Annotated in this window: 29 protein-coding genes; 19 read left to right on the top strand and 10 right to left on the bottom strand. The window is 70.5% G+C overall.

Annotation, left to right across the window (positions count from 1 at the left end):
* Positions 1-97 precede the first annotated feature (97 nt).
* Positions 98-1,063, bottom strand: a complete 966-nt coding sequence (locus tag IEZ21_RS19875; RefSeq protein ID WP_189323262.1) for an LLM class F420-dependent oxidoreductase — start codon at positions 1,061-1,063, stop codon at positions 98-100.
* 165 nt (positions 1,064-1,228) lie between these two features.
* On the opposite strand from IEZ21_RS19875, the gene IEZ21_RS19870 reads away from it, so the two are divergent.
* The 13 genes from IEZ21_RS19870 to IEZ21_RS19810 are packed head-to-tail and all read left to right on the top strand — an operon-like array spanning position 1,229 to position 11,330.
* Positions 1,229-3,061, top strand: coding sequence for an NAD(P)/FAD-dependent oxidoreductase (locus IEZ21_RS19870; RefSeq protein WP_189323261.1), 1,833 nt, complete (start codon positions 1,229-1,231; stop codon positions 3,059-3,061).
* Complete coding sequence (locus tag IEZ21_RS19865) at positions 3,058-4,905, top strand: transketolase (RefSeq protein WP_189323260.1); 1,848 nt, start codon at positions 3,058-3,060, stop codon at positions 4,903-4,905. The genes IEZ21_RS19870 and IEZ21_RS19865 overlap by 4 nt, the downstream gene beginning before the upstream one ends.
* Before the next feature lie 52 nt (positions 4,906-4,957).
* Positions 4,958-5,875, top strand: a complete 918-nt coding sequence (gene ligD / locus IEZ21_RS19860; protein WP_373302251.1) for a non-homologous end-joining DNA ligase — start codon at positions 4,958-4,960, stop codon at positions 5,873-5,875.
* 48 nt (positions 5,876-5,923) lie between these two features.
* Entirely contained in the window at positions 5,924-6,277 is a 354-nt protein-coding gene (locus IEZ21_RS19855) for a gas vesicle protein GvpO (RefSeq protein WP_189323258.1), read from the top strand.
* A 49-nt stretch (positions 6,278-6,326) separates the two neighbouring features.
* Positions 6,327-6,764, top strand: coding sequence for a gas vesicle structural protein GvpA (locus IEZ21_RS19850; protein ID WP_033320238.1), 438 nt, complete (start codon positions 6,327-6,329; stop codon positions 6,762-6,764).
* A complete protein-coding gene (locus IEZ21_RS19845; RefSeq protein WP_189323257.1) occupies positions 6,761-7,579 on the top strand; it encodes a GvpL/GvpF family gas vesicle protein in 819 nt (272 codons plus the stop codon). The genes IEZ21_RS19850 and IEZ21_RS19845 overlap by 4 nt, the downstream gene beginning before the upstream one ends.
* Before the next feature lie 16 nt (positions 7,580-7,595).
* Positions 7,596-7,853 carry a gas vesicle protein GvpG gene (locus IEZ21_RS19840; protein ID WP_189323256.1) on the top strand — a complete coding sequence of 86 codons (258 nt, stop codon included), beginning with the start codon at positions 7,596-7,598 and terminating at the stop codon, positions 7,851-7,853.
* A 2-nt stretch (positions 7,854-7,855) separates the two neighbouring features.
* A complete protein-coding gene (locus IEZ21_RS19835) occupies positions 7,856-8,530 on the top strand; it encodes a DNA primase (protein ID WP_189323255.1) in 675 nt (224 codons plus the stop codon).
* A complete protein-coding gene (locus IEZ21_RS19830; RefSeq protein ID WP_189323254.1) occupies positions 8,527-9,660 on the top strand; it encodes an SRPBCC family protein in 1,134 nt (377 codons plus the stop codon). Before IEZ21_RS19835 ends, IEZ21_RS19830 begins: the two co-directional genes overlap by 4 nt.
* Positions 9,657-10,028 carry a gas vesicle protein gene (locus tag IEZ21_RS19825; protein WP_189323253.1) on the top strand — a complete coding sequence of 124 codons (372 nt, stop codon included), beginning with the start codon at positions 9,657-9,659 and terminating at the stop codon, positions 10,026-10,028. Before IEZ21_RS19830 ends, IEZ21_RS19825 begins: the two co-directional genes overlap by 4 nt.
* The gene (locus IEZ21_RS19820; protein WP_189323252.1) at positions 10,025-10,864 is read left to right on the top strand and encodes a GvpL/GvpF family gas vesicle protein; all 840 of its coding nucleotides are present in this window, start codon (positions 10,025-10,027) and stop codon (positions 10,862-10,864) included. The genes IEZ21_RS19825 and IEZ21_RS19820 overlap by 4 nt, the downstream gene beginning before the upstream one ends.
* Positions 10,861-11,049 (top strand): gas vesicle protein, encoded by a 189-nt coding sequence (locus IEZ21_RS19815; protein ID WP_189323251.1) that lies wholly within the window; start codon positions 10,861-10,863, stop codon positions 11,047-11,049. The genes IEZ21_RS19820 and IEZ21_RS19815 overlap by 4 nt, the downstream gene beginning before the upstream one ends.
* Entirely contained in the window at positions 11,046-11,330 is a 285-nt protein-coding gene (locus tag IEZ21_RS19810; protein WP_033320243.1) for a gas vesicle protein K, read from the top strand. Before IEZ21_RS19815 ends, IEZ21_RS19810 begins: the two co-directional genes overlap by 4 nt.
* An 11-nt stretch (positions 11,331-11,341) precedes the next feature.
* Here the strand turns inward: IEZ21_RS19810 and IEZ21_RS19805 are convergent, their stop codons facing one another.
* The 3 genes from IEZ21_RS19805 to IEZ21_RS19795 all read right to left on the bottom strand — a co-directional run bounded on the left by IEZ21_RS19805 (position 11,342) and on the right by IEZ21_RS19795 (position 14,034).
* Entirely contained in the window at positions 11,342-11,512 is a 171-nt protein-coding gene (locus IEZ21_RS19805) for a hypothetical protein (protein WP_033320244.1), read from the bottom strand.
* A gap of 94 nt (positions 11,513-11,606) precedes the next feature.
* A complete protein-coding gene (locus IEZ21_RS19800) occupies positions 11,607-12,422 on the bottom strand; it encodes a class I SAM-dependent methyltransferase (RefSeq protein WP_189323250.1) in 816 nt (271 codons plus the stop codon).
* A gap of 121 nt (positions 12,423-12,543) precedes the next feature.
* Positions 12,544-14,034 (bottom strand): bifunctional phosphatase PAP2/diacylglycerol kinase family protein, encoded by a 1,491-nt coding sequence (locus IEZ21_RS19795; RefSeq protein ID WP_189323249.1) that lies wholly within the window; start codon positions 14,032-14,034, stop codon positions 12,544-12,546.
* Between the two features lie 79 nt (positions 14,035-14,113).
* Between IEZ21_RS19795 and IEZ21_RS19790 the strand changes: the two genes are divergently transcribed.
* Positions 14,114-15,733 carry an ABC-F family ATP-binding cassette domain-containing protein gene (locus IEZ21_RS19790; RefSeq protein WP_189323248.1) on the top strand — a complete coding sequence of 540 codons (1,620 nt, stop codon included), beginning with the start codon at positions 14,114-14,116 and terminating at the stop codon, positions 15,731-15,733.
* Between the two features lie 47 nt (positions 15,734-15,780).
* Here IEZ21_RS19790 and IEZ21_RS19785 read toward each other — a convergent pair whose 3' ends face one another.
* On the bottom strand, positions 15,781-16,920 hold the full coding sequence (locus IEZ21_RS19785; RefSeq protein WP_189323247.1) for a baeRF2 domain-containing protein: 1,140 nt from the start codon (positions 16,918-16,920) through the stop codon (positions 15,781-15,783).
* Positions 16,921-17,010: 90 nt separating this feature from the next.
* Between IEZ21_RS19785 and IEZ21_RS19780 the strand changes: the two genes are divergently transcribed.
* A complete protein-coding gene (locus tag IEZ21_RS19780; RefSeq protein ID WP_189323246.1) occupies positions 17,011-17,250 on the top strand; it encodes a DUF6158 family protein in 240 nt (79 codons plus the stop codon).
* A gap of 61 nt (positions 17,251-17,311) precedes the next feature.
* Here the strand turns inward: IEZ21_RS19780 and IEZ21_RS19775 are convergent, their stop codons facing one another.
* The 3 genes from IEZ21_RS19775 to IEZ21_RS19765 all read right to left on the bottom strand — a co-directional run bounded on the left by IEZ21_RS19775 (position 17,312) and on the right by IEZ21_RS19765 (position 18,952).
* On the bottom strand, positions 17,312-17,851 hold the full coding sequence (locus IEZ21_RS19775; protein WP_189323245.1) for a type 1 glutamine amidotransferase domain-containing protein: 540 nt from the start codon (positions 17,849-17,851) through the stop codon (positions 17,312-17,314).
* Positions 17,852-17,965: 114 nt separating this feature from the next.
* Entirely contained in the window at positions 17,966-18,406 is a 441-nt protein-coding gene (locus tag IEZ21_RS19770; RefSeq protein ID WP_189323244.1) for a CBS domain-containing protein, read from the bottom strand.
* Between the two features lie 147 nt (positions 18,407-18,553).
* Positions 18,554-18,952 carry a DUF2795 domain-containing protein gene (locus tag IEZ21_RS19765; RefSeq protein ID WP_189323243.1) on the bottom strand — a complete coding sequence of 133 codons (399 nt, stop codon included), beginning with the start codon at positions 18,950-18,952 and terminating at the stop codon, positions 18,554-18,556.
* 136 nt (positions 18,953-19,088) lie between these two features.
* On the opposite strand from IEZ21_RS19765, the gene IEZ21_RS48450 reads away from it, so the two are divergent.
* On the top strand, positions 19,089-19,220 hold the full coding sequence (locus IEZ21_RS48450) for a hypothetical protein (protein ID WP_281399454.1): 132 nt from the start codon (positions 19,089-19,091) through the stop codon (positions 19,218-19,220).
* Between the two features lie 131 nt (positions 19,221-19,351).
* Here IEZ21_RS48450 and IEZ21_RS19760 read toward each other — a convergent pair whose 3' ends face one another.
* Positions 19,352-21,145 carry a thiamine pyrophosphate-requiring protein gene (locus IEZ21_RS19760; RefSeq protein WP_189323242.1) on the bottom strand — a complete coding sequence of 598 codons (1,794 nt, stop codon included), beginning with the start codon at positions 21,143-21,145 and terminating at the stop codon, positions 19,352-19,354.
* Positions 21,146-21,376: 231 nt separating this feature from the next.
* On the opposite strand from IEZ21_RS19760, the gene IEZ21_RS19755 reads away from it, so the two are divergent.
* Positions 21,377-22,171, top strand: coding sequence for an RNA polymerase sigma factor SigF (locus IEZ21_RS19755; RefSeq protein ID WP_189323241.1), 795 nt, complete (start codon positions 21,377-21,379; stop codon positions 22,169-22,171).
* A gap of 139 nt (positions 22,172-22,310) precedes the next feature.
* On the opposite strand, the gene IEZ21_RS19750 is transcribed toward IEZ21_RS19755, so the two are convergent.
* Positions 22,311-23,441: a GAF domain-containing protein gene (locus IEZ21_RS19750; RefSeq protein ID WP_189323240.1), complete on the bottom strand. Its 1,131-nt coding sequence runs from the start codon at positions 23,439-23,441 to the stop codon at positions 22,311-22,313.
* A 110-nt stretch (positions 23,442-23,551) separates the two neighbouring features.
* Here IEZ21_RS19750 and IEZ21_RS19745 point away from each other — a divergent pair, with 110 nt between their 5' ends.
* Both IEZ21_RS19745 and IEZ21_RS19740 read left to right on the top strand, forming a co-directional pair.
* Positions 23,552-24,268: an ANTAR domain-containing response regulator gene (locus tag IEZ21_RS19745; RefSeq protein ID WP_189323239.1), complete on the top strand. Its 717-nt coding sequence runs from the start codon at positions 23,552-23,554 to the stop codon at positions 24,266-24,268.
* Between the two features lie 172 nt (positions 24,269-24,440).
* Positions 24,441-25,370: a hypothetical protein gene (locus IEZ21_RS19740; RefSeq protein WP_189323238.1), complete on the top strand. Its 930-nt coding sequence runs from the start codon at positions 24,441-24,443 to the stop codon at positions 25,368-25,370.
* The last annotated feature ends 5 nt before the right edge of the window (positions 25,371-25,375 follow it).

Below are 25,375 nucleotides of genomic sequence, written 5' to 3'. Positions count from 1 at the left end.
CGGCCACCTCGCACGGTCCGGACAGCCGACTCGGTCCGGACGGCCGGGAGAGGAGAAACCGTCCGGACCGAGAGCCCATGGGGCCGGTGGACCGACATCAGCGGACCCCCTGCTGGAGCTGGGGCAGCACCTTCGTGCGGTAGAAGTCGAAGAAGCCGCGCTGGTCGGGGCCGATCTGGTTGACGTAGACGCGGTCGAAGCCGGCCTCCGCGAACGCGTTGAGGGCGCTGACATGGTCGTCCACGTCGTCCCCGCACACCACGTTCTGGCTCACCATGTCCTCGGTGATCAGCGGCTCGAGCTGCTCGAAATGGCGCGGCGAGGGCAGCACCTGGCCCATCTCGCCGGGCAGCAGCTGGTTGGCCCAGAGCCGGTGGACGGTGCGTACGCACTCGTCGCGGTCCTGGCCGTAACAGACCTTCGTGCCGCCGCTGACCGGTTTGCTGCCACCGCCGCCCTTGCGGAACTGCTCCACCATCGACTCGTCGGGCATCATCGTGATGTAGCCGTCGCCGACGCGGGCCGCGAGGGCCGTCGCCTGGGGGCCGAAGCCGGAGATGTCGATCGGGACGGGTTCGTCGGGGACGGTGTAGAGGCGGGCGTTCTGGACCGTGTAGTGGGGTCCGGAGTGGTTGATCTCCTTGCCGGTGAAGAGCTGGCGCATCACCTGGATCGACTCCTCCAGCATCTCCAGGCGGACATGCGCGGGCGGCCAGGCATCACCGAAGATGTGCTCGTTCAGGGCCTCTCCGCTGCCGACGCCGAGCCGGAAGCGGCCGTTGGTCATCACCGCGCTGGTCGCCGCGGCCTGCGCCACCACCGCCGGATGCATCCGTACGGTCGGGCAGGTGACCGCCGTGCCGATCGGGAGGGACACCGCCTCGGACAGGGCGCCGATCACGGACCACACGAAGGGGCTCTGGCCCTGCTCGTCGTTCCACGGGTGGAAGTGGTCCGAGATCCACAGCGACTGGAAACCGGCCTGTTCGGCCATCCGCGCCTGCTCGACCAGATCGGCGGGACCGAACTCCTCGGTGGACAGGAAACAGCCGTACTCGACCATGGGAACACCTCCGCGACGGGGCGGGTCGGGGTCCTCGTCCGGGTAACCCCGGGGTCCGGCGCGAAACGCCGCTGCCCAGGGCAGGCGGACGTTTGGGTGACCGGGCCAGGGGGACGCGGAAAGCCCGTACGAGCGACTCCTATGAGCGACCCGCCGGAGGCGAACATGAGTCGACCCCGTGTCGTGATCGTCGGTGCCGGCTTCGCCGGATACCAGACGGCACGCACTCTGTCCCGGATCACCCGGGGCAGGGCCGAGATCACTCTCCTGAACCCGACGGACTACTTTCTGTATCTGCCCCTGCTGCCCCAGGTCGCCGCCGGGGTGCTCGAACCACGCCGGGTCACCGTCTCGCTGGCCGGCACCCTGCCGCGCGTACGGCTGGTGCTCGGGGAGGCGGACGGGATCGACCTCGAAGGGCACTGGGTGCACTACACGGATCCCGAGGGGGACGGCGGCCGGCTCGAGTACGACCGGCTGGTGCTGGCGGTCGGCAGCGTCAACAAGCTGCTGCCCGTGCCCGGTGTCGCCGAGCACGCGCACGGGTTCCGGGGACTGCCGGAGGCGTTGTATCTGCGCGATCACGTGACGCGGCAGGTGGAACTCGCGGCGGCCTCCGACGATCCCAAGAGCTGTGCGTCGCGGTGCACCTTCGTGGTGGTCGGCGCCGGCTATACGGGGACCGAAGTCGCCGCGCACGGGCAGCTGTTCACCGACGCGCTGGTACGCAAACAGCCGCTCAGGCAGGGCGTACGGCCGCGCTGGCTGCTGCTCGACATCGCCCCGCGCGTGCTGCCCGAGCTCGACGAACGCCTCTCGCGTACGGCCGACCGTGTGCTGCGGGGGCGTGGCGTCGAGGTCCGCACGGGGACATCGGTGGAGGAGGCGACGCCGACCGGAGTGCGGCTCAGCGACGGGGAGTTCATCGACACGCGCACCCTTGTGTGGTGTGTCGGGGTACGGCCCGATCCGCTGGTCGAGGGGCTCGGGCGGCCGCTGGAGCGCGGTCGGCTGCTCGTCGACCCGTACCTCCAAGTGCCGGGCCATCCCGAGGTGTTCGCGTGCGGGGACGCTGCCGCTGTGCCGGATCTGGAGAAGCCCGGTCAGTACACGCCGATGACCGCCCAGCACGCCTGGCGGCACGGCAAGGTCGCGGGCCGCAACGTCGCCGCCTCACTCGGCTTCGGCGAGCGCCGCGTCTACCGCCACCGCGATATGGGCTTCACCGTCGACCTCGGCGGCGTGAAGGCCGCCGCGAATCCGCTCGGCGTCCCGCTGTCCGGTCCGCTGGCCGGAGCCGTCACCCGCGGCTACCACCTGGCCGCGATGCCCGGCAACCGCGTCCGGGTCGCCGCCGACTGGTTCCTGGACGCCGTACTCCCGCGCCAGGCCGTCCAGTTGGGCCTGGTCCGCTCCTGGTCGGTCCCCCTGGAATCGGCTTCTCCGGAGCTGGCCCGGGTGGCCGGTGGCCCACCACCGCAGAGCCGCCCCGCTCCGGTCACGCGCGGGACGCCCGCCGCGACGCAGGGGGCCGACACCCACGCGGTCCCGGACCCCGGCAGGCCGACGGCGACGGGGCCGAGAAAGTCGGCGGTGCTGGATCCCGGGAGGCCGGGGGCGCCTGGTGACGACCAGCCTGGTTCCGCTGACGCGAGGGAACCGGGCCGTGGTGGGCCCGGCGTCGACGGTCCCAGTCCTGCCGGTTCCGGCCCTGGCAGGCCCGCGACGCCCGGTGCCGACGAGCCTGCCTCCGGCAGGTCTGCGGCCTCTGGTTCGGGTGAGTCCGTCGCGTACAGGCCTATGGCGTCCGGGTCCGGCGGATCCGGCTCCGCCGAGCCGGAGGCACCCGGCACCGACGAACCCAGCCCCGGCCGGCCGGAGGCACCCGGCTCCGACAAGCCCGCCCCCGCCGCGCCGGAGGCATCGGGTCCCGACAAGCCCCGTCCCGCCCGGCCGGCAGGCCCCCGCCCCGACAACCCCCCGGAGGGACAGTCATGAAGAGCCGTCAACTTGCCGAGCTGGCACAGCAATTGCGGGTGGACAGTGTGCGGGCTGCGGCTGCGGCCGGGTCCGGGCATCCGACGTCCTCGATGTCCGCCGCCGATCTGATGGCCGTGCTGCTCGCCCGGCATCTGCGCTACGACTTCGAGAGGCCCGCTCATCCCGCGAACGACCGGTTCGTCCTCTCCAAGGGACATGCCTCGCCGCTGCTGTATGCCGCCTACAAGGCGGCCGGGGCCATCAACGAGACCGAGTTGATGACCTTCCGGCGGCTCGGGAGCCGGCTCGAGGGGCATCCGACGCCTCGGCGGCTGCCGTGGGTGGAGACGGCCACCGGGTCGCTCGGGCAGGGGCTGCCCGTCGGCGTCGGGATCGCCCTGTCGGGTAAGCGGCTGGACCGGGTCGGCTACCGGGTCTGGGTGCTGTGCGGCGACAGCGAGCTGGCCGAGGGCTCCGTATGGGAGGCGGCCGAGCACGCCGCGTACGAGCATCTCGACAACCTCACCGCCATCGTCGACGTCAACCGGCTCGGCCAGCGCGGCCCGACCCGGCACGGCCACGACCTCGACGCGTACGCCCGCCGCTTCCAGGCCTTCGGCTGGCACACGATCGAGGTCGACGGACACGACGTGGACGCCGTCGACCGCGCGTACGGCGAGGCCCTCTCCACCGTCGGGCAGCCGACCGTGATCCTCGCCCGCACCCTCAAGGGCAAGGGTGTCGCGGCCGCCCAGGACCGCGAGGGGCTGCACGGCAAGCCGCTCAAGGACGCCGACGAGGCGATCGAGGAACTCGGCGGAGTGCACGACGTCCGCGTCGAGGTCCAACCCCCGCCCGCCGCCCGGATGTTGCACGCCGTACGGACCGGACACCTGGACCTGCCGCGCTACGAGCTCGGCGACCAGGTGGCCACCCGCGACGCCTTCGGCCAGGCGCTCGCCGCGCTCGGCACGGCACGCGGCGACATCGTCGCCCTCGACGGTGAGGTGAGCGACTCGACGCGCTCGGAGTACTTCGCGAAGGACCACCCCGACCGGTTCTTCGAGTGCTACATCGCCGAGCAGCAGCTCGTCGCCGCCGCCGTGGGACTTGCCGCGCGCGGCTGGGTGCCGTACGTGTCGACCTTCGCCGCGTTCCTCACCCGCGCCCACGACTTCATCCGCATGGCGTCGATCAGCGGCAGCGGTATCAACCTGATCGGCTCGCACGCGGGCGTCGCGATCGGCCAGGACGGGCCCTCGCAGATGGGCTTGGAGGACCTGGCGATGTTCCGCTCGGTGCACGACTCGACCGTGCTCTACCCCTGCGACGCCAACCAGACCGCTCATCTCGTCGCCGCGATGGCCGGCTGCGAGGGCATCCGCTATCTGCGGACCTCGCGCGGCGCCTCGCCCGTCGTCTACGGACCGAACGAGGAGTTCCCGATCGGCGGCAGCAAGGTGCTGCGCGTCTCGGCCCATGACCGGCTGACCCTCGTCGCCGCCGGAGCGACCGTGTACGAGGCCCTGACCGCCGCGGACCGGCTTGCGGAGGACGGCATCCCCGTCCAGGTCATCGACCTGTACTCCGTCAAGCCCGTCGACCGTCGCACCCTGCGCGAGGCCGCCGAGCACACCGGCTGCCTGATCACCGTCGAGGACCACCGCGAGGAGGGCGGCCTCGGCGACGCGATCCTCGACGCCTTCCTCGACGGCCGCCCGATGCCCCGCCTGGTCCGCCTCGCCGTGCGCACCATGCCCGGCTCGGCCTCGCCCGCCGAGCAGTTGCATGCCGCGGGCATCGACGCCGAGGCGATCGCGGCTTCGGCGAAGCTGCTGGTCGAGCATGCGGTCGTGCGATGAGAGCCACCGATACACGCGTGCGGGCCGCTGTACGCGTACGGAGGGAATGATCATGGGAGGCACACAGACCGTACGGGCCGGGCGGCGCACCGTGGAGGTGCACCGCCCCGACAAGGTGCTGTTCCCCGGCAACGGGCGGACCAAGGAGTACACCAAGGAGGATCTGGTCGCCTACTACCGGGAGGTCGCGCCCTTCATGCTGCCGCATCTGCGCGGCCGGCCACTGATGCTGGAGCGGCACCCGGACGGTCTCGCCGGATCCCGGTTCATGCAGAAGAACCTCCAGGCACACGATCCGGACTGGATCAACCGCATCGAGGTGCCCAAGGAGGGCGGCACCGTCTGCCACCCCGTGTGCGACGACACCGCCACCCTGCTCTACCTCGCCGACCAGGCCTGTCTGACCCTGCACCGCTGGCTGGCCCGGGTCGACGGGATCGACCGGCCCGACCTGCTGGTCTTCGACCTCGACCCGGCAGGCGACGACTTCGGCTCCGTACGCCGGGCGGCCCGGCAGCTCGGCGAACTCCTCGACCGGATCGAGCTGCCGTCCGCACTGATGACCACCGGCTCACGCGGCCTGCATGTCGTCGTGCCGCTCAACGGACGCCATGACTTCGACGAAGCACGCGAGTTCGCCAAGACCGTCGCCGACACACTCGCCGACGCGCACCCCGACGACCTCACCACGGCCGCCCGCAAGAAGGACCGCGGGGACCGGCTCTACATCGACGTACAGCGCAATGCGTACGCACAGACCGCCGTCGTCCCCTTCACCGTACGCGCCAGGCCCGGCGCCCCGGTGGCCACCCCCATCAGCTGGGACCAGCTGGACGACCCGGACCTCGGCCCCGGCCGCTGGACCATCGAGGACGCCGTCGACCAGGCCCGTACCGACCCCTGGTCCACTCTGCCGCGCCGCGGACGGGCACTGGGACCCGCGCGGCGCAGGCTCGACACCCTGCGATAAGGGGTTTGGCGCATGGCGTAGGGGCCACTCGGAGGGCGAGGTGGGGCCATGGCTGACACATCCAACAAATCAAGTTCACGAGGTTCCGCAGAATCCCGGAAAGACCGGCAGAACGGTCCGGCGGACGAGATGCCGGGCCCCATGGAGGTGCTGCGCCACGCGCGCGCCCAGCTCGCGGAGCTCACCGGCATGGCAGCCGAGTCCGTGTCGTCCTTCGAACGCACCGAGGACGGCTGGACGCTGGAGATCGAGGTCCTGGAACTCGCCAGGGTCCCCGACACGATGAGCCTGCTCGCGAGCTACGAGGTGACCCTCGACCCTCATGGCGAGCTCACCGGCTACCGGCGCGTTCGCCGTTACGAACGCGGGCGGTCCGAGCCACATAGGCCCGGCGGCCGGTAGGCCGGCCACCCGCGCACACACCCGCAACTTACAAGGAGGAACGGCCGGCATGACCGTCGTCCCAGCCCAGCAGACCGGCGGAGGAGGCGGCACCAGCGGTCTTTACGACGTGCTGGAGCTCGTCCTGGACCGAGGGCTCGTCATCGACGCCTTCGTCCGGGTGTCCCTCGTCGGTATCGAGATCCTGAAGATCGACGTCCGTGTCGTCGTCGCCAGCGTCGACACCTATCTGCGCTTCGCGGAGGCGTGCAACCGGCTCGACCTGGAGGCAGGCCCGCACAAGAGCCCAGGGCTGCCCGACATGGTCGGCGAGATCACCGAGTCCGGCGCGCGCGGCAAGTCCAAGGGTGCGCTGTCCGGCGCCGCCGAGACGATCTCCGACGCCTTCAAGCAGGCCCGTGAGGAGGGCCAGGGCGAGCGCCAGGCCGAGTCCAGGCCGCGTGCCCGCAAGGCCACGGCGACACGCAAGAAGGAGGAGCAGGAGTGAGCACGTACGTCTACGGCATCACCGCGGGCTCGCACCCTTCGCTTCCCGAGGGCATGGACGGCGTCGGCACCCCGGCGTGCCCCGTGCGCGTCATCCAGGAGAGCGGTCTCGCCGCGGTCGTCAGCGACGCCCCCGAAGGGCTGCGGCCCAAGCGCAAGGACCTGCTCGCCCACCAGAACGTACTGGCAGAGGTGGGCGCGGCCGGTCCGGTGCTGCCCATGCGGTTCGGCAGCATCGCGACCGACGACGCCACCGTCGCCGGAGTGCTGGCCGAACGCGCGGACCACTACAAGGAACGCCTCGACGCGCTGGCCGGCAAGGTCGAGTACAACGTCAAGGCCAGCCACGAGGAAGAGGCCGTACTGCACCGCGTGATGACCGAGAACCCGGAGGTCCGCGCGCTCACCGAGGCCAACCGGCAGGCGGATGGCGGCAGTTACCAGCAGAAGCTGAAGCTCGGCGAGATGGTGGTGGCCGCGGTGAAGTCCCGCGAGGCGGAGGACGCCGCCGAACTCCAGCACGCACTGGAGCCGGCCGCCGACGCCATGAGCGCGGGCCCCGAGTCGAGTGGATGGCTGGCCAACCTGTCGTTCCTGGTGGCCCGGGAGTCGGCGGAGATGTTCCTCGCCGCCGTCGAGCAGGTCCGCAAGAGCCATCCGCACCTCGATGTGCGGGTCAACGGGCCGCTGCCGCCGTACAGCTTCGTCGACCCGGGCCCCTCCGAGCCGGCGGACAACACGATCGGTTCGGACGCCGGAACGGACGCCGAGGTGGATCGCATCCAGGACCGGATGCAGGAGCCGGTCCAGGAATGAACCCGGGAGTGAACCCATGGGACTGATCGGTGAGGTGCTGCTGCTGCCGTTCGCTCCGGTACGCGGCAGCGCCTGGGTCATCAGACAGGTGCTGAACGAGGCGGAGCGGATCTACTACGACCCGGCCACCATCCGGACCGAACTCGCCCAGCTCGAGGAGCGGCTCGAGTCGGGCGAGATCGATGAGGAGGAGTTCGACCGACTCGAGGACGAGCTTCTCGACCGGCTGGAGATCAGCATGCAAGGCAACGCGGGAACAGGCGAGTGGACGTGACCATGAACAGAGTGGGACTGGGCCTCGCGGTAGGGGCCGGATACGTCCTCGGACGTACGAAGAAGATGAAGATGGCGTTCGCCGTCGGCTCCTTGGTGGCCGGCAAGCGGATGCATCTGAGCCCGAAGGCGCTCGCGGATCTGGTGAATCAGCAGCTGCAGAACAACCCGCAGGTCAAGGAGATCGGCGACCAGCTGCGCGAGGACCTGAGTGGAGTCGGCAAGGCAGCGTCCGGTGCGCTGGTCGAGCGGCGGATCGACGCACTGGCGGACCGGCTGCACGGCCGGACCGAGCAGGTCCGCGGGCAGCTCGCGGATGTGACACCGGACGTGCCGGGTCTCCGGGACGAAGAGGAGCCCGAGGACGAACGCGAGGAATCCGAAGAAGAGGCATCCGAAGAACCGGATGAGGCTGCTGAGGCCGAGGCCGAAGGCGAGTCCGAAGAGCCGGAGGCGGAGGAGAGCGAGGAGGCCGAGGCCGAGGAGCCGCAGCAGGGCGCCGCCAAGAAGGCGGCGAAGAAGGCACCGGGCAAGAAGTCGGCCTCGAAGGGGCCTGCGAGGAAGGCCCCCGCCAAGAAGACAGCGGGCAAGAAGACGGCGGCGAAGTCCGCCAAGAAGGCGCCCGCGAAGAAGACGGCCGCACGCGGCCGAGCTGCCGAGGGGAGGCAGGGACGATGACGGACACCCTCGGGACGGCGACGAGCCGGGCCAAGAACGGCCTCGGCACGGCGACGGAACAGGCGAAGGAGACGAAGAGCGGCGGCCTCGGCGGTCTGGGAGGCGTCGCGCAGAGCGAAGCCGCCGACCGGCTCAAGGCGGAGCTCCAGGAATACCTCGCGGCCCAGGCCCAGCACATGCTGATCGGCTTCGGCCGCAAACTCGGCGAGACAACCGGCAAGCTCCACGACATCGCCGAGGGCAACAGCCCCGGCTTCGCCAAGCTCGCTCTCGACGGCGGCCGCAAGCTGGCCGAGGGCAAGGGGCCCCTGAGGTCCGCCCTGGAACTCGGCGTGGGGCGAGCCAAGGACAAGGTGACCGGCGCCTTCAAGGGCATGTTCGGCGGCAAGGGCAAACGCAAGGGCCGCGCCGGCAAGAAGCCCACGGTCATCATGGAGTTCATCGACGTCGGCGTGCCACTGCGCACGGCGTACGACCAGTGGACCCAGTACCAGGACTTCAGCACCTTCGCAAAGGGCGTCAAGGGTGCGAACCGCGTCGACGACACCACCTCCGACTGGCAGCTCAAGGTTTTCTGGTCCAACCGCAGTTGGAAGGCCAACACCACGGAACAGGTGGCGGACGACCGGATCTCCTGGACGTCGGAGGGCAGCAAGGGTACGACGAAGGGCGTCGTCTCCTTCCATTACCTCGCCGAGAACCTCACTCGCATCCTGCTGGTCATCGAGTACTACCCCCAGGGGTTCTTCGAGAAGACCGGCAACATCTGGCGCGCCCAGGGCCGAAGGGCGCGCCTCGACCTCAAGAACTTCGCCCGCTTCATCACCATCAAGGGTGAGGCGGAGGACAGCTGGCGCGGGGAGATCCGCGACGGCGAGGTGGTCCGCAGCCACGAGGACGCGCTCGCCGAGGAAGAGGAAGGCGAGGAGCCCGAGGAAGCCGAGGGCGCGTCCGAGGACGAGGGCCCGTACGCCGAAGAGGAAGAAGAAGGGGAAGAGGCGGAAGAGGAGCCTGAGGGCGAGTACGAGGACGAAGAGGTGCCCGAGGGCGAGGAGGAAGAAGAGGAGCCTGAGGGCGAGTACGAGGAGGAGGACGAGTACGAGACCGTCCAGGGCGGGAGCCGCCGATGACCACTCCCGGCCGACTCCCCGAACCGTACGGGCGCGACACCAGCGCCAATCTCGCCGACATCCTTGAGCGTGTGCTCGACAAGGGCATCGTGATCGCGGGCGACATCCGGATCAATCTGCTCGACATCGAACTGCTCACGATCAAGTTGCGGCTCATTGTGGCCTCCGTCGACAAGGCGAAGGAAATGGGGATCGACTGGTGGGAGGACGACCCGGCGCTGTCCACGCGGGCGCGCCGGGACGAACTGGCCCGGGAGAACGCGGAGTTGCGTGCGCAGGTCGCCGCACTGGAGCGCGGGGAAGTCGGACGTGGGGAAGTCGAGCGCGGGCGCAAGCGTACGGAGCAGACGGAGGAGGAGGCCCCATGAGTGGTCTGCGTTATGTGTATGCCATCTGCCGCCCTCTTGGTTCCACCACCCTTCCCTCCCAGCTGACGGGCGTTGCGGGAGTGCCGCCCAAGCAGCTGACCCATCACGGACTGGTCGCCATCGTCAGTGCCGTACCGGAGGAGGACTTCTCCGAGGAGCCGCTGAAGGCCCACCTGGAGGACCTGGACTGGCTCAGCGCGACCGCGCGGGCCCACCAGAGCGTGATCGACGCGCTCACCGTGGTCACCTCGCCGCTGCCGCTGCGGCTCGCCACCGTCTTCCGGGACGACAGCGGCGTACGCACGATGATGGAGACGCAGGAGGAGACCTTCCGCCGGACGCTCGACCGGATCGAGGGGCGGGTGGAATGGGGCGTGAAGGTCTACGCGGAATTCTCGGAGTCCTCGGAAGCATCGGAGGCCTCGGATTCCCCGAGGTCCTCTGGGGCCTCCGGATCCACAGAAGTTTCCGAGGACACCGGCGCGAAAAGCGTGAAAGTCGGCTCGGGGCGCGACTATCTGCGGCAGCGGCGACAGCAGCGCAGAGCTCACGAGGACAAATGGGAGCAGGCCGAGGAATTCGCGCGCCGACTGCACGACGCCCTTTCCCGGTTCGCGGAGGACGCCCGAATCCACGCACCGCAGAACCCGGCGCTTTCCCGCGCCTCCGGACGCAATGTGCTCAACGCCGCCTATCTCGTACCGCGCGCGGAATCCGAGGAGTTCGTGGAACTGGTGGACTGTACGAAAGGCGATGAGCCGGGCCTTCGGGTGGAACTCACCGGGCCCTGGGCCGCGTACTCCTTCAGCGGCCCGGCGGGACAGGAGGGCGCATGACCGTCGTCGAACGCCGGGAGATCGCCCTCGTCGACCTGCTCGACCGGCTGCTCGCGGGCGGGGTCGTCATCACCGGTGACCTGACCCTGCGGATCGCGGACGTCGATCTCGTACGTATCGACCTGAACGCGCTCATCAGCTCGGTGAACGCACAGGTCCCCTCGCCCTGGCAGGAGCCGCTGTGACCGACCGGAGGAACCGCCTAGACCTCGATCCGGACACCGTGGAACGGGATCTGGTCAAGCTCGTGCTGACCGTCGTCGAGCTGCTGCGGCAGCTGATGGAGCGGCAGGCGATCCGGCGTTTCGACACCGGTGAGCTGACGGAGGACCAGGAGGAGCGGATCGGACTGACGCTGATGCTCCTCGAGGACCGGATGGCCGAACTGCGCGATCGCTACGGACTGCGGCCCGAGGACCTCAATCTGGACCTCGGGCCGCTCGGACCACTGCTCCCGAAGGAATAGCTACCGAATAGCTACCAGCGATACCAACGGGACCTGGTGCCTGTCGTGGTGGTGCTGCGCATCAGGAAACCGAGCAGCCACACGACGAGAACAATCAGGGCGATCCACCAGAGCACTTTCACCGCGAATCCGGCACCGAAGAGAATCAGTGCCAGCAGCAGTACCAGCAGGATGGGAACCATGTCTGCAACCTCCTCCTGCTGTCCGGGTTTCCCGAACTGGAGAAATCAGGCCGGCTCGGACCGGATTTTCCTGCTGGCTTTTCAGACCGGCTTTTCAGGCCGGCTTTCGGCAGAGGATTTCTCCGTGCAGGCAGGAGAACCACGCGTCCTCCTGCTGCCCCCATTCCCGCCACGCCTCGGACACCGCCCGCAGTTGGTCCTCCGTCGCATGGCCGCCCTGCGTGGCGCGCTCCGCGTACGCCGATGCGAGCGTGCGGTCCGCCCACAGGCCGCTCCACCAGGCACGCTCCTCGGCGGTGGCGAAGCACCAGTTGCTGGAGGAGGAGGCGATGTCGGTGAAACCGGCTTGCAGCGCCCAGGACTTGAGACGCCGCCCGGCGTCCGGCTCACCGCCGTTGGCGCGGGCCACCCGCAGATACAGGTCCAGCCAGTCGTCCATGCCGGGCATCCGCGGATACCAGACCATCCCCGAGTAGTCCCCGTCGCGCGCGGCGACGATGCCGCCGGGCTTGGTGACCCGGTACATCTCGCGCAACGCCCGCACCGGATCTCCCACGTGTTGCAGCACCTGATGCGCGTGGACGACGTCGAAGGAGCCGTCCGGGTAGTCCAGCGCGTGGACGTCCGCGACCCCGAACTCGACGTTCGTCAGGCCCCGTTCGGCGGCCGTGGCCCGCGCCTGGTCCAGGATGCCCGGCGCCTGGTCGACGCCGGTGACCCGGCCGTCCGGCACCAGTTGCGCCAGGTCGGCGGTGATGGTGCCGGGGCCGCAGCCGATGTCCAGGATCGTCATGTGGGGTTTCAGTGAACCAAGGAGGTATGCCGCCGAGTTGGCGGCCGTGCGCCAGGTGTGCGAGCGCAGCACGGACTCGTGGTGTCCGTGGGTGTAGACGGCGGTCTCCTTCGACATGGCGTCCCCTTCCGTGGCGGTACCCGTGAGCGGTACCCGTGGGGTCACCGTACGCCGCCATGTCGAATAATGAGACCCGCGTCTTGCGATACGGACAGAAGGGCTGACGCCTACTGGGTGATCATCGGTGGCCGAGCGGCCGGTACACCGTCAGCGCCTCCGGCAGCTTCTCCAGCGTCAACTTGCCCTCCACCTCGGTCACTTCACCGTCGTACGCCAGAAGCGTGCCGGGTGCGACGCCGTCCACCCGGAGTCCGCTGACCCGTACCGCCGCGTGGACGGGGGAGCGGGTCAGCGGTCCCGCGACGGCCGCGGCGAGCAGCCGGACGGCGGGTTTGCGGCCCCCGTGCACGACCCGTACGTCCAGCCGGCCGTCCGCGAGGTCGTAGCGGCGGCCGGGGATCGGGCCCATGCGGTGGTACATGCCGTTGCCGGCGAACAGCAGCCACAACGGCCTTTCCCTGCCGCCGATCTCGGTCCGCAGCGGATGCCGGTCGGCCCGCAGCACACGAAGCGCCGCGAGCACCCCGGCGGGCCAGCCGCCGATCCGTGGCGACCAGTGGTCCCGTTCCCGCACCAGTTCGGGATAGACACCCAGGCTGCAGGTGTTGAGGAAGCAGCCGTCGACGTCGCCCGCCTTGAAGTAGCCCACGTCCACGCGTACCGCGTCGCCGTGCTCGAGGGCCTGGCACAGATCGCGTACGTCCTCCACGCCCAGGTCGTGTGCGAAGTGGTTGAGCGTTCCGCCGGGCAGCACCGCGAGCGGCAGGTTGTGGCGCACGGCCACCTCGGCCGCCGCGTTCACCGTGCCGTCGCCGCCGCACACGCCAAGGACCACGGCCCGCGCCGCCGCCTTCTCCAACTCGGCCCGCAGCTCGGCCGCTTCGCACTCGACGACCTCGGCCTGCGGCAGCGCATCGTGCAGCTGACGTACGCGCTCCGGGGTGCCCGCCCCCTTGTTCGCGACGAGCACGAGGCCCTCGCCCTCGGGGAGGGCGGGCGCGTCCACGCGTGGGCGGCCCGGCGGCGGCAGTTGGTCGCGGGTCGGCACAATGCCGCGTACGGCATAGGCGGCGCCAGCGCCGAGTGCCGCGCCCGCGAGGACGTCGCTCGGGAAGTGGACGCCCGTGTAGACCCGGGAGAGGGCCACCGCGGCGGCGACCGGGGCGACGGCCGCACCGAGGGTCCGGGACTCCAGGGCGACGCCTGTGGCGAAGGCCGCCGCCGATGCCGAGTGCCCCGAGGGGAACGAGGTGGTGATGGGCTGCCGCTCCAGCTGACGGATCAGCGGTACCGCGTGCAGCAGCGGACGCGGCCGGCGCACCGAGCGCTTGCCGAGCGTGTTGATGGTCGCCGATGCCACGGCCAGCGAGGCGACACCCCGGGCGGCGGCACGGCGCGCCTTGGGCGAACGCGTCGCGGCCAGGGCGGCAGCCGTGGCGAACCACAGCACGCCATGGTTGGCGCTGCGGCTGAGCCTGGGCAGAACGCGGTCGGCGCCGGGCCAGTGCCGGGCCGCCACGGAGTCGAAGAGACGGCAGTCCAGGGCCAGCAGCCGGTCGCGCAGGCCGTGGCCGGGTTCCGGGACGGTGAGGTCTACATCTGCGGTCATAGGTTGCGGTTACCCCGCAGGCGCCGGACCGCGCATAACCGTTTGCCGCCCGCTCCCGCCACCCGGACAATGCCCGACTATGGGACATCTGGAAGCGGCACACCTCGAGTACTACCTGCCCGACGGGAGGGCGCTCCTCGGCGGTGTGTCCTTCCGGGTGGGCGAAGGGGCCGTGGTCGCACTGGTCGGGCCCAACGGCGCGGGGAAGACAACCCTGTTGCGGCTGATCTCGGGGGAGCTGAAGCCACACGGCGGCACCGTCACGGTCAGCGGAGGGCTCGGGGTGATGCGCCAGTTCGTGGGCTCCGTACGGGACGAGACCACCGTGCGCGAACTGCTCGTCTCCGTCGCGCCGCCCCGGATCCGCGAGGTGGCGCAGGCCGTCGACGCCGCCGAGCACGCCATCATGACCGTCGACGACGAGGCCGCCCAGCTCCAGTACGCGCAGGCGCTCGCCGACTGGGCGGAGGTCCAGGGCTACGAGGCCGAGACGCTGTGGGACATCTGCACGATGGCCGCGCTCGGCGTGCCGTACGACAAGGCGCAGTTCCGCGAGGTGCGCACGCTCTCCGGCGGTGAGCAGAAGCGGCTCGTCCTTGAGGCGCTGCTGCGTGGCGGCGACGAGGTGCTGCTGCTCGACGAGCCGGACAACTATCTCGACGTGCCCGGAAAGCGCTGGCTGGAGGAGCGGCTGAAGGAGACGCGCAAGACCGTCCTGTTCGTGTCCCACGACCGGGAACTGCTGGCCCGCGCCGCCGAGAAGATCGTGAGCGTGGAGCCGGGACCCGCGGGCGCCGACGCCTGGGTGCACGGTGGCGGTTTCGCGACGTACCACGAGGCGCGGCGTGAACGCTTCGCGCGCTTCGAGGAGTTGCGCAGGCGCTGGGACGAGAAGCACGCCCAGCTGAAGAAGTTGGTGCTGAATCTGCGTCAGGCGGCCTCGATCAGCCATGAGCTGGCCTCGCGCTATCAGGCCGCGCAGACCAGGCTGCGCAAGTTCGAGGAGGCGGGCCCGCCGCCGGAGCCGCCGCGCGAGCAGGACATCACGATGCGCCTGCACGGCGGGCGTACCGGCGTCAGGGCCATCACCTGCGAGGGGCTTGAACTCACCGGCCTGATGCAGCCCTTCGACCTGGAGGTCTTCTACGGCGAGCGGGTCGCCGTGCTCGGCTCCAACGGCTCCGGCAAGTCGCACTTCCTGCGGCTGCTCGCGGGCGGCGGGGTGGCGCACACGGGGGCGTGGAAACTCGGCGCGCGCGTCGTGCCCGGCCACTTCGCGCAGACGCACGCCCACCCCGAACTGGAAGGGCGCAAGCTGCTCGACATCCTGTGGACCGAGCACGCGCAGGACCGCGGCGCCGCGATGTCCAGGCTGCGGCGCTACGAACTGACCGCCCAGGCCGAGCAGCGCTTCGACCGGCTGTCCGGCGGTCAGCAGGCCCGCTTCCAGATCCTCCTGCTGGAGCTGGAGGGGTCCACGGCCCTGCTCCTCGACGAGCCCACCGACAACCTCGACCTGGAGTCGGCCGAGGCGCTACAGGAAGGTCTTGAGGCGTACCAGGGCACGGTCCTGGCCGTCACCCACGACCGCTGGTTCGCCCGCTCCTTCGACCGCTACCTGGTGTTCGGCAGCGACGGGAAGGTACGCGAGACGACGGAGCCGGTGTGGGACGAGCGGCGAGTGGAACGCGCCCGGTAGCCGACAGGGCCGTATCCACCGCCGTATGCACCAGGGCTACGGCCTGGTCACCTGGTCTGCGGGGGTTCGGTCCAGCGGAGCAGCGCGCCCAGGCCCCCCACCGGAGCCGTCTGCGGCCCGGCCTCGGGCACGGCGGGCGACAGCGACAGCGCCGGGGCGCCCGACGCGATGACGGACCGCAGCAGCGCGTCGTCCGCCCGTGCCGACCACGGGCGCGGCTCGCCCAGCGTCTTCGTGTCCGTACGCCGCACCGCCAGCTGGTCGGGGGCCTCGCCGACCCACACCTCACGATGCGTGTCAGGCCCCTCCGGGATGATCAGCAACTCGTCGATCCGGTGCTCCTGGGCCGCCTCGATCACCGCGGGTACGCCCTCGACGGCGCCGACGTTCCCGTCCGCGTCCGGCGCCCGGGCAGCCATGAACCGTTCCAGGTCCTCGGCCGCCCTGCGCCGCACATGCTCCGCGCGGATCCGCTCCACGTCCTCGTCGAGCAGCCTGCTGCCGGGCCCGTGCGGTGCCTCCATCGTGCGGTCCTGCAGCCGCTGCGGCAGCCGCTCGCGCACGGCCCGCCGCTCGCGGTCGTCGCCGACGAGGATCAGCAGGTCGGCGCGGGTCTCCTCCTGGCACACGGCGAGCGCGTCGGCGATCTCCGCGGCGTTGTGCTCCCAGGTGTTCTCCACCCTGAGCTGGAAGTGCCGCTCCGACCAGTCGACCGTGCTCGTACGGTGCAGGGGCCACTGCCGCCCGGTCACCGAGCCCGCCTCCCGGCTGCCCAGCGCGGAGCGCAGCTCGAAGTCGGCGCCCCGCCGGTCGACGTACGCCACCACACAGACCGGGTCCTCACCGAGCAGATCGAGCAGCGGCGCGGTGTGCGGGAGCGCCGACCAGGTGACGGACAGTCCCCCCGGCGGGGGCGCGGCCAGCGCGGGGTCGAGGACGACTTCGCCGCCGGTGGCGAACAGGGCCCGGCCATGCGGTTCCGTGGAGTGCCGCAGCTCTTCCAGCGCGGACCGCACGGCCTGGCACGTGGCCTCGTCCGCGCCCTGGTCCGCGAGCTGCCTGGATGCCGCCTGTGCCGTCAGTGACCGTTCGTGAGGGGTGCTCTCCGTGTGCTGGGAGGTGCCGAAATACACGGAGGCCCAGGGTCCCGGGTGTTCGTACAGTGGACGCAGAAAGGCGAGATCCATGGCTTCCTCCCGGATGCCGCTAGGTCGGGATATTGCTTGCCGGGCGGGTACCCGGACGCTCCGAAGGAACACGACGATCGGGGTACCGCCATGAACGGAGTCGACCCGGGGCTTCTGGACGACCAGCAGCTGATGAAAGAGCTGGAGACGATCCACCGCACACGCCACGACACGCTGCTGCACGGCTCGAACGACGCGCTGCGCGTCCACAACGAGCGGATGGCGCAGCTGGAGGGCGAGTATCTGCGCCGGAACCCGCGCCGCCCTGTGGCCCCGGGCCGGACACGGGAAGGCGCGCGGGAACGGGAACGGCGGCCGGGCGGGGCGTGAGCAGCGCCCCGCGCCTCCGGCTTCCCAGGTCAGCAGGTCAGTAGCTGAGTAAGCCGGCAACTCAGCGGCGCTTGGCGAACTCCTCCAGGAACGCCTCGCAGAACACCTTCAGATCGTCCGGCTTGCGGCTGGTGACGAGCGTCGACGGCGCGGCCTCACAGACCTGGACCTGCTCGTCGACCCAGGTGCCGCCCGCGTTGCGGATGTCCGTACGCAGACTCGGCCACGAGGTCAGGGTGCGACCGCGGACCACGTCCGCCTCGACGAGCGTCCACGGGGCATGGCAGATCGCGGCGACCGGCCGGCCCTGCTCGAAGAAGTCCCGTACGAACGACACGGCCTGCCCGTCCATGCGCAGCGCGTCCGGGTTGGCCACGCCACCCGGCAGCACCATGCCGTCGAAGGAACCCGCGGACGTCTCGGACACGACCTCCTGCACGGGGAACACATCGGCCTTGTCGAGATGGTGGAACGCCTGGATCTGACCGGGCTTCGTGGACACCAGGACGGGTTCGTCACCCGAGTCGACCACGGCCTGCCAGGGGTCGGTGAGTTCGATCTGCTCGACGCCCTCCGGCGCCATCAGAAACGCGATACGCATCAGTTCTCCACGTCCTCTCTCGACACGTCGTCTGTCGACGGTTCTCTCGACGCGTCCTTTCTCGGCGGCTCGTCCCTTCCCTTTCCGGCACGGGCCGCCGTTCCTCCCGCGCGTTCACCGGATGATGCTGCCCGGCGAGTCCTCCGGCGCGGCGCGGCTGATCTCCGCCAGAGCCGAGCCGGGGTCCTCGGAGACGGCCAGGTCGCCCAGGCTGACCATGCCGACCGTGTGGCCGTCCTCGACGACCGGCAGGCGGCGTATGGCGTGCTCGCGCATCAGCTCGACCGCGGCCGAGACCGCGTCCTCCGGGCCGACCACCACAGGGTTGGGCGTGCACACGGCATGGGCGCTCACCGTCAGCGGGTCGACGCCGTCCGCGACCGCGCGCAGCGCGATGTCACGGTCCGTCAGGACCCCGAGGACGCTGTGCTCCCCGGACACCAGGACATCGCCGATGTCATGGGCGCGCATGAGTTGCGCCGCTTCGACGAGCGAGGCGTCCGGACGGACCGTGACGACGCCTGGCGTCATGACTTCCCTCACGAACTCAGCCATGCTGTGGCCCTTTCCTGCATTCCCGGTACCGGGGTGGGGCACTGGTACGACGGCGGGACGTCGCCCGCATTACCCCTACGCGGGTGCCCCATGCCACCGCTGCTGATTCCTCGGGTTCCGCGGGTTTCTCGGGTTCCTCGGGGGAGATCACCTCTCACCCCTCTCGCCGCTCGCGGCCCGTACGACCGCTTCGGCCAGTTCCTGAGCGGTGTGGTAGACCGCCTTCCTCGGCAGCCGCTCCAGCGGTTCGACGAGCCCGTCGGGCGCGTGCCGGTCCCGCAGGAGGCGGATCAGTTCGCGCGGGCCGGCGGGGAAGGCCGTACGGCCCAGCAGCCGCGCCAGTTCGTTACGCACCGCCTCCTCGGAGCCCCGGCCGACGCCCGGCCTGACCGGTCCGCCCGCGACCCACGGGTCGTCGTCGGCGGTCGGCTCCGGGTCGTGCCACTCCTCGGTCCTGGTCGGATGGCCCGACCGGAGCAGGCCCTGCAGTTCATGCTTCATCTCGTCGTCCTTGTGGACGTTGAGCCGGTCGCTGCCTCGCTGCATGTCTCCCTCCAGACACTCCGGGATGGACCTCCGTGTACCCGCGCCCCCGACATCGACACGAAGCGTTTGCCCGCCCGTGGTCTGGAGACCCGATTTGCGCCCCCCAATCGCAAATCTCCTGGGGAAGGACAAGGCCATGGCGATATTCGCTGTGATGCTGCCGGTCCTGATGCTCGGCGTCATCCTGGCGCTCGGCCGCTACGAGGAGTGGCTCCTCCCGCCGAACCGCCACCCCGACGAGCCCGAAACGCCCGCTCTGCCCCACTGATCAGTGACCGAGTGATCAGTGACCGAGCTGAACGGCATCGGCCCTCGGCGCCGGGGGGAACGCCGAGGGCCTGCTCGTGGAGTCGTCCGTCAGGACGTCAGACGTTCAGATGTCAGGAGTGCGGCCGTCCGTCAGTGGCGGTCGCGCCCCGGCAGGAACTCCTGGACCTTGGCCTTGAACCCCTGCCGGACCATGGACGAGCGGTCGAAGTCGCCCTTCAGGATGGCGGCGGCGGTGGCCTCCATCTGCTCCCAGGTGGCGTGCGGCGGAACCGGCGGTACGGCGGGGTCCGTCAGGAACTCGATCACCGCGGGACCGTCCGCCTCCAGACCCGCACGCCAGCCCGACTCGACGTCCTCCGGCTTCTCCACGCGGATACCGGTCAGCCCGAGGGAACGGGCGAAGGCGGCGTACTGCACGTCCGGGATCTCCTGCGAGGGCAGGAACGACGGGGCGCCCTCCATCGCGCGCATCTCCCAGGTCACCTGGTTGAGGTCGTGGTTGTTCCAGACGCCCACGACGAGCCGTGGATCCTCCCAGCGGTCGCGGTACTTCGCCGCCGTGATCAGCTCCGCAAGACCGTTCATCTGCATCGCCCCGTCCCCGACGAGCGCGATCGCGGGCCGGTCCGGATGCGCGAACTTCGCCCCGATCGCGTACGGCACCCCGCAGCCCATCGTGGCGAGGGTCCCCGACAGCGAGGAGCGCATCCCGGCCCTGTGCGTCAGATGCCGCGCGTACCAGTTCGCCACCGAGCCCGAGTCGGACGTGACGATCGCGTTGCCCGGCAGCAGCGGATCCAGCGCCCGCGCCACGTACTCCGGGTTGATCGGATCCGCGGACAGCTGGGCCCGGCGCTCCATCACCTCGCGCCAGCGCGTCACGTTCGCGCACACCGTGTCGTACCACTCGCGCCCGCGGTCCGCGTCGAGCATCGGGATCAGCCGCTCCAGGGTCGCCTTGGCGTCCCCGACGAGATTCACCTCGTACGGAAAACGCATCCCGACCATGTGCGGATCGATGTCGATCTGCACGCCCCGCGCCTTGCCGAACTCCGGCATGAACTGCGTGTACGGGAAGGAGGAGCCGATCGTCAGCAGGGTGTCGCAGTCGCGCATCAGCTCGTACGAGGGTCGGGTGCCGAGGAGGCCGATCGCGCCCGTGACGTACGGGAGTTCGTCGCTCAGCGCGTCCTTGCCGAGCAGCGCCTTGGCGACGCCCGCGCCGAGCAGCTCGGCGATCCGCTCCACCTCGGGCTGTGCCCCGGCGGCGCCCTGGCCGATCAGAATGGCCACCTTGTCACCGGAGTTGAGGACTTCGGCCGCCCGCTCCAGTGACTCCTGTGACGGAATCGCGGTCCACGCGCTGCGGTCCAGGCTGGAGGGGACCATCTTGAACTCGTGGGTGGGGGCGGAGTAGTCGAGGTCCTGGACGTCTCCGGGGATGATCACGGCGGTGGGGGCGCGGCGCGCGTAGGCGGTGCGGATCGCCCGGTCCAGGACGTTCGGCAGCTGCTCGGGCACCGTCACCGTCTCGACGAAGTCGGAGGCGACGTCCTTGAACAGCGTGTGCAGGTCGACCTCCTGCTGGTACGAGCCGCCCATCGCGCTGCGGTGCGTCTGGCCGACAATCGCGAGCACCGGCACATGGTCGAGCTTGGCGTCGTACAGGCCGTTGAGCAGGTGGATCGCGCCGGGTCCCGAGGTCGCCGTGCAGACCCCGAGCCGGCCCCCGAACTTCGCGTAGCCGACCGCCTCGAACGCGGACATCTCCTCGTGCCGCGACTGGATGAACCGGGGGTGGTCCTCGGCCCGTCCCCAGGCGGCCAGGAGACCGTTGATGCCATCGCCTGGATAACCGAACACGTGTTCAACGCCCCATTCGCGCAGGCGCTGCAGGACATGGTCGGCGACCTTGGTGCTCATGCGGAACCTCCCGGGGTGACGGCTGTACCGCCCGAGTCACCCGGGCGCGTCCGGGAAAACCTTCGGGTGTTTGACGCCCGTACAGAGGGGCAGGCGAATGTCAGTGCTTCGGACAGGAGGCACGTCCGTGGGAGCGGCGAAAACCCGCCACGGGTGTGCCTGTCGGCTCTAGGCGCGCTCCCACGGTGACTGTCCTACACAAGGCATCACTCAGGGGAGTTGCGACGCACCATGCAGACTCACACGAGCGCCAAGCACCACCCGCACGACGACGCCCCCGACACCGCGGAGGCGTTCCGTACCCTCGCCAAGCTCCCTCCGGGGCAGCAGCGCGACACACTCCGTGCGGAGATCGTCGAAGCCTGGTTGCCCATGGCCGAGCGGCTGGCGGGACGGTTCCGCAGCCGTGGAGAGAGCTACGAGGACCTGCGCCAGGTCGCGGCGCTCGGCCTCGTCAAGGCCGTAGACCGGTACGACCCCGAGCGCGGCAACGCTTTCGAGAGCTACGCCGTGCCGACCGTCACCGGTGAGATCAAGCGGCACTTCCGTGACCACATGTGGACCCTGCACGTGCCCCGCCGGGTCCAGGACCTGCGCAACCGGGTCCGCTTCGCCAGTCAGGACCTGTCCCAGACGATCTCCGGCCGACAGCCCACCGTCAAGGAGATCGCCGAGCACGCGCAGATGAGCGAGGAGGACGTACGCGTCGGACTTGAGGCTCTGGAGAGTTTCACCGCCCTCTCGCTCGACGCCGAACTCCCGGGCAGCGAGGACGGATACTCCCTGAGCGACGCGCTCGGCGCCTCCGACCCGTCCCTGGACGTCGTCGTCGACCGCGAGGCGGTCAAGCCCCGGCTGCAGGCTCTGCCCGAACGTGAACGGGCCATCCTCTACATGCGGTTCTTCGGCGACATGACGCAGAGCCGGATCGCCGAACAGCTCGGCATCTCCCAGATGCACGTGTCCCGGCTGATCAGCCGCTGCTGCGACAAGCTGCGGGACCAGGTGATGCAGGACGCGGCGTAAGCGCTCCGCTGGGGGCGCGGATTGAAGCTGCGGGTTCGTTGTGGCTGGTCGCGCCCACGCGGCGGAGCCGCAAATTGACACAGCCCCGCGCCCCTTGAAGGAAGGCCTGCGGCCTCCTTCAAGGGGCGCGGGACCGCACTTAACGCCGGTCCAAGTTCTGTAGGGCCAGGGCTATGTGACGGGACATCATGTCCAGTGTCTGGGCCTCGGCCATCGAGAACGCGAGCCGGGCCCCGCAGCGGAACAACGTGAGGACGCCCTGCACGGTGCCGTCCACGGTCAGCGGGACGCACAGCAGCGAGGTGACGTTCGCGCTGATCAGGACGGGGGCGCCCGAGGCGTCCTTGCCGAAGGCGTCCGGGTCCTCCGGGCGTACCTGAAGCGCCGTGGACCCGCCGCGTGCCACCTCGACGACGAGCGGGCACGCGGCGGGATCCTGCGCCTGGAGGTCCTCTACCTGCGCGCCGGGCTGGTCCGTCGGTCCGAGGACAGCCATACGGCACAGCCGCGCGGCCCCCTCGTCTGTGACCACCCAGTCCGCGAACCGCCCGTGCAGCACTCGGGCCGCCTGCTCCAGCACGGCGGCCCTGGTCTTCGCGGGCTCGGCCAGTAACGCCGTGGCCATGGCGTCCACCAGGTCCAGCTGCGCCGCGTGCCGCGTCGTCTCGGCGAGGTCCGGCATCGGACCGGGGGAGCCCTCGGCCGACGGCACGCGCGTCCCCGCAGGCTGGAGCACCATGAGTACGGAGGTACGCGGCTCACCGCTCGTCCTGAGCGCGGTGAGCGTCGCGCGTACGGAAACGGAGGGGCGTTGCTGAAGGTGAACGGTGAGACTGCGGTCGCCCTCGCCCCGCGCCACCGCCGCGACCTGGGAACGGAACGCGGCCCGGTCCGGGTGCGCGAGGAAACCGGTCAGCGGCCGGCCCGTCGCGTAGCCCGGCCGTGCCCCGGTGAACTGGGTCGCCGCGTGGTTGAGCCTGCGGACCACCGTCTCGCGGTCCATCAGTGCGACGGGCAGGGGAAGGCGCTGGAAGATCGCCCGCAACAACTGCTGCTCCTGACGGTCGGTGGAGGATCCATTGGATGTGCCGCCCGAGGTCAGCCGCTCGTACCACGGCCACAACTGGCCGGCCACATGGTCCAGTTCGAAGAGTGCCGCGTCGAGCACTGTCTGAAGGTCACCGCTCGGTACCGACCGCGCCGCCTTCAACTCCGCGACACGGCGCACGAAATCCGCAAGCTCTTCACCGAACTCATCCGTCTGCGCCATGCACAAGAACGTAACCCGAACCACGCCGCCGCGGAGCAGCCGGAGTGGAATGCCTCATTTTCGTTTTCCCCGAGAGTGTGCGGGCAGGCGCAAAAGAAGGAGGTAAAAACATGCCGGACGCCGAGCACATCGGCCCCCTGGGCACAGAGTCCCCGGAGTCCACGCTTCCCGCCCGTCGGCTGTCAGAACTCGCCGAGCAGGCCGCGCGCTGCACCAGTGAATGCTGCGGCGCGAGCACAACGGTTTCCAACGATGGTACGGAGCAGCCGGCCGCCGTGACCCATCCCGATCTGGCGAGCCTCGTCTCGGTCCAGCTCCGCTCCGGCGAGGGGCCGATCCCCGTCGCCGTCGACGGCGGTGAAACCGTCGAGACGGGCGACCTGCTGCGAGTGGAGCGCTGGCCGCAGTACCGGGCCGTGGCACTCGACGCGGGCGTACGCTCCTGCGTCACGATGCCCTTCCGGCGCTCCGGGCTGACGGTGACCCTCAGCCTGTACAGCTTCCGCGCGGACGCCCTTGAGGACGCCTCGCACGGTCCCGCCCGGGCCCTCGGCAACCTCGCCGCGAACAGTCTCGTACGCGACCGCTCCTACCGCGCCGCGCTCACCGAACTCGACCAGTTGGGCGCCGCGTTGCGTACCCGGCCCGTGGTCGACCAGGCCTGCGGCATCGTCATGCACGTACTGGCCTGTGACGCGGACATGGCTTTCGCGGTGCTGCGCCGAATCTCGCAGGGCACCAACCGCAAACTGTCCGAGGTCGCCGCGTCCCTCGTCGAGACCCGGGGACGCGGCCTGGAAAAGGAGCTGATGTCCCTGGCGGGCTGAAGGCTCTGCGCCGTCACCCGCCCGGGCGCCCGCATGGCACGAATGGTGCCCGGCCGCGGGCGCCCCGGCGGTGACCGGGCTCTGATGGGCTACGGGGCACGAAGGCTGTGCCCCTCCTTCCGCGGCCCCGCGCCGCGGAAGGCCCCAGCCTTCGCCCGAAGGAGCCCACCCCATGCGCCGCACCGCCCGCGCCCTGTCCACCACCGCCACCGCCGTCACCACGGCCGCCGTCCTGGGCACCGCCGCGTCGGCGGCGATTCTGGTTGAGGAACGGGCCAGGGGTTCGGCCCCGGAGAGGGCCGCACTCGCGGCCGATGAGTGGGCCATGGCTCCGGCCCACGAGCGGGCCGAGGTTCCCGCCGATGAGTCGGCCACAGGCCCGGCCCGGGTTCCGGAGGAGGAGCCGGCGGATCCGCCCCCGATTCCGGACGAAGAGCCGTCCGGAAAGTTGGCGGAGAAGCCGGCCGACGAGTGGGCCGAGGAGCCGCCCGGAGGGTCGGGCGAGGAGTCGGCCGACGAGTGGGCCAAGGAGTCAGCCGGGCCGCCGGCCGAGACATCGGCCGGGGCGTCCGCAGTGGCCCCGGCCGCCGAGGTCAGCCCGCGCACCGTCGCCCCCGGCGGCACCATCACCGTCTCCGTGTCCTGTGGCCCGCTCGGCGGAACCGCGCCCAAGAGCATCGACGCCCACTCGCAGGCCTTCGAGCACGGCACCGCCAAGCTGCACCTGGTCAAGGGCAAGGGGAAGGGCAGGGACGAGGCGGCGGGACCCGCCTACCGCGGCACCGCCCAGATCGCGCCCGCCTCGCACTTCAAGGACGCCTCGCACTTCAAGGACGGCGGACCCGACAAGGCCGGCCCCACCTCCGAGTGGAGCGTCGACGGCACCTGCCCGGCGCCGCCCGGCGCCGAGGAAGCGGAGTGGAGCGCGACGTTCACGGTGTCGCGAGACGGCTCCCGCCACCCGCACGGGGTGCGCGCGGGCGAGGGCGGCGCGTTCACCGACTCCCCGGCCGCCCTCGCCGCCGGCGGCCTCCTCATCGCGGGCGCACTCGGAGCCGGCGTACACAAGCTGCTGCGCAGGGAGTCGTCGGTGAACCGCTGAGTTGA

Source organism: Streptomyces flaveus (assembly GCF_014647675.1).
GTDB lineage: Bacteria > Actinomycetota > Actinomycetes > Streptomycetales > Streptomycetaceae > Streptomyces > Streptomyces flaveus.
This window is presented reverse-complemented; position numbering and strand designations above follow the sequence as displayed.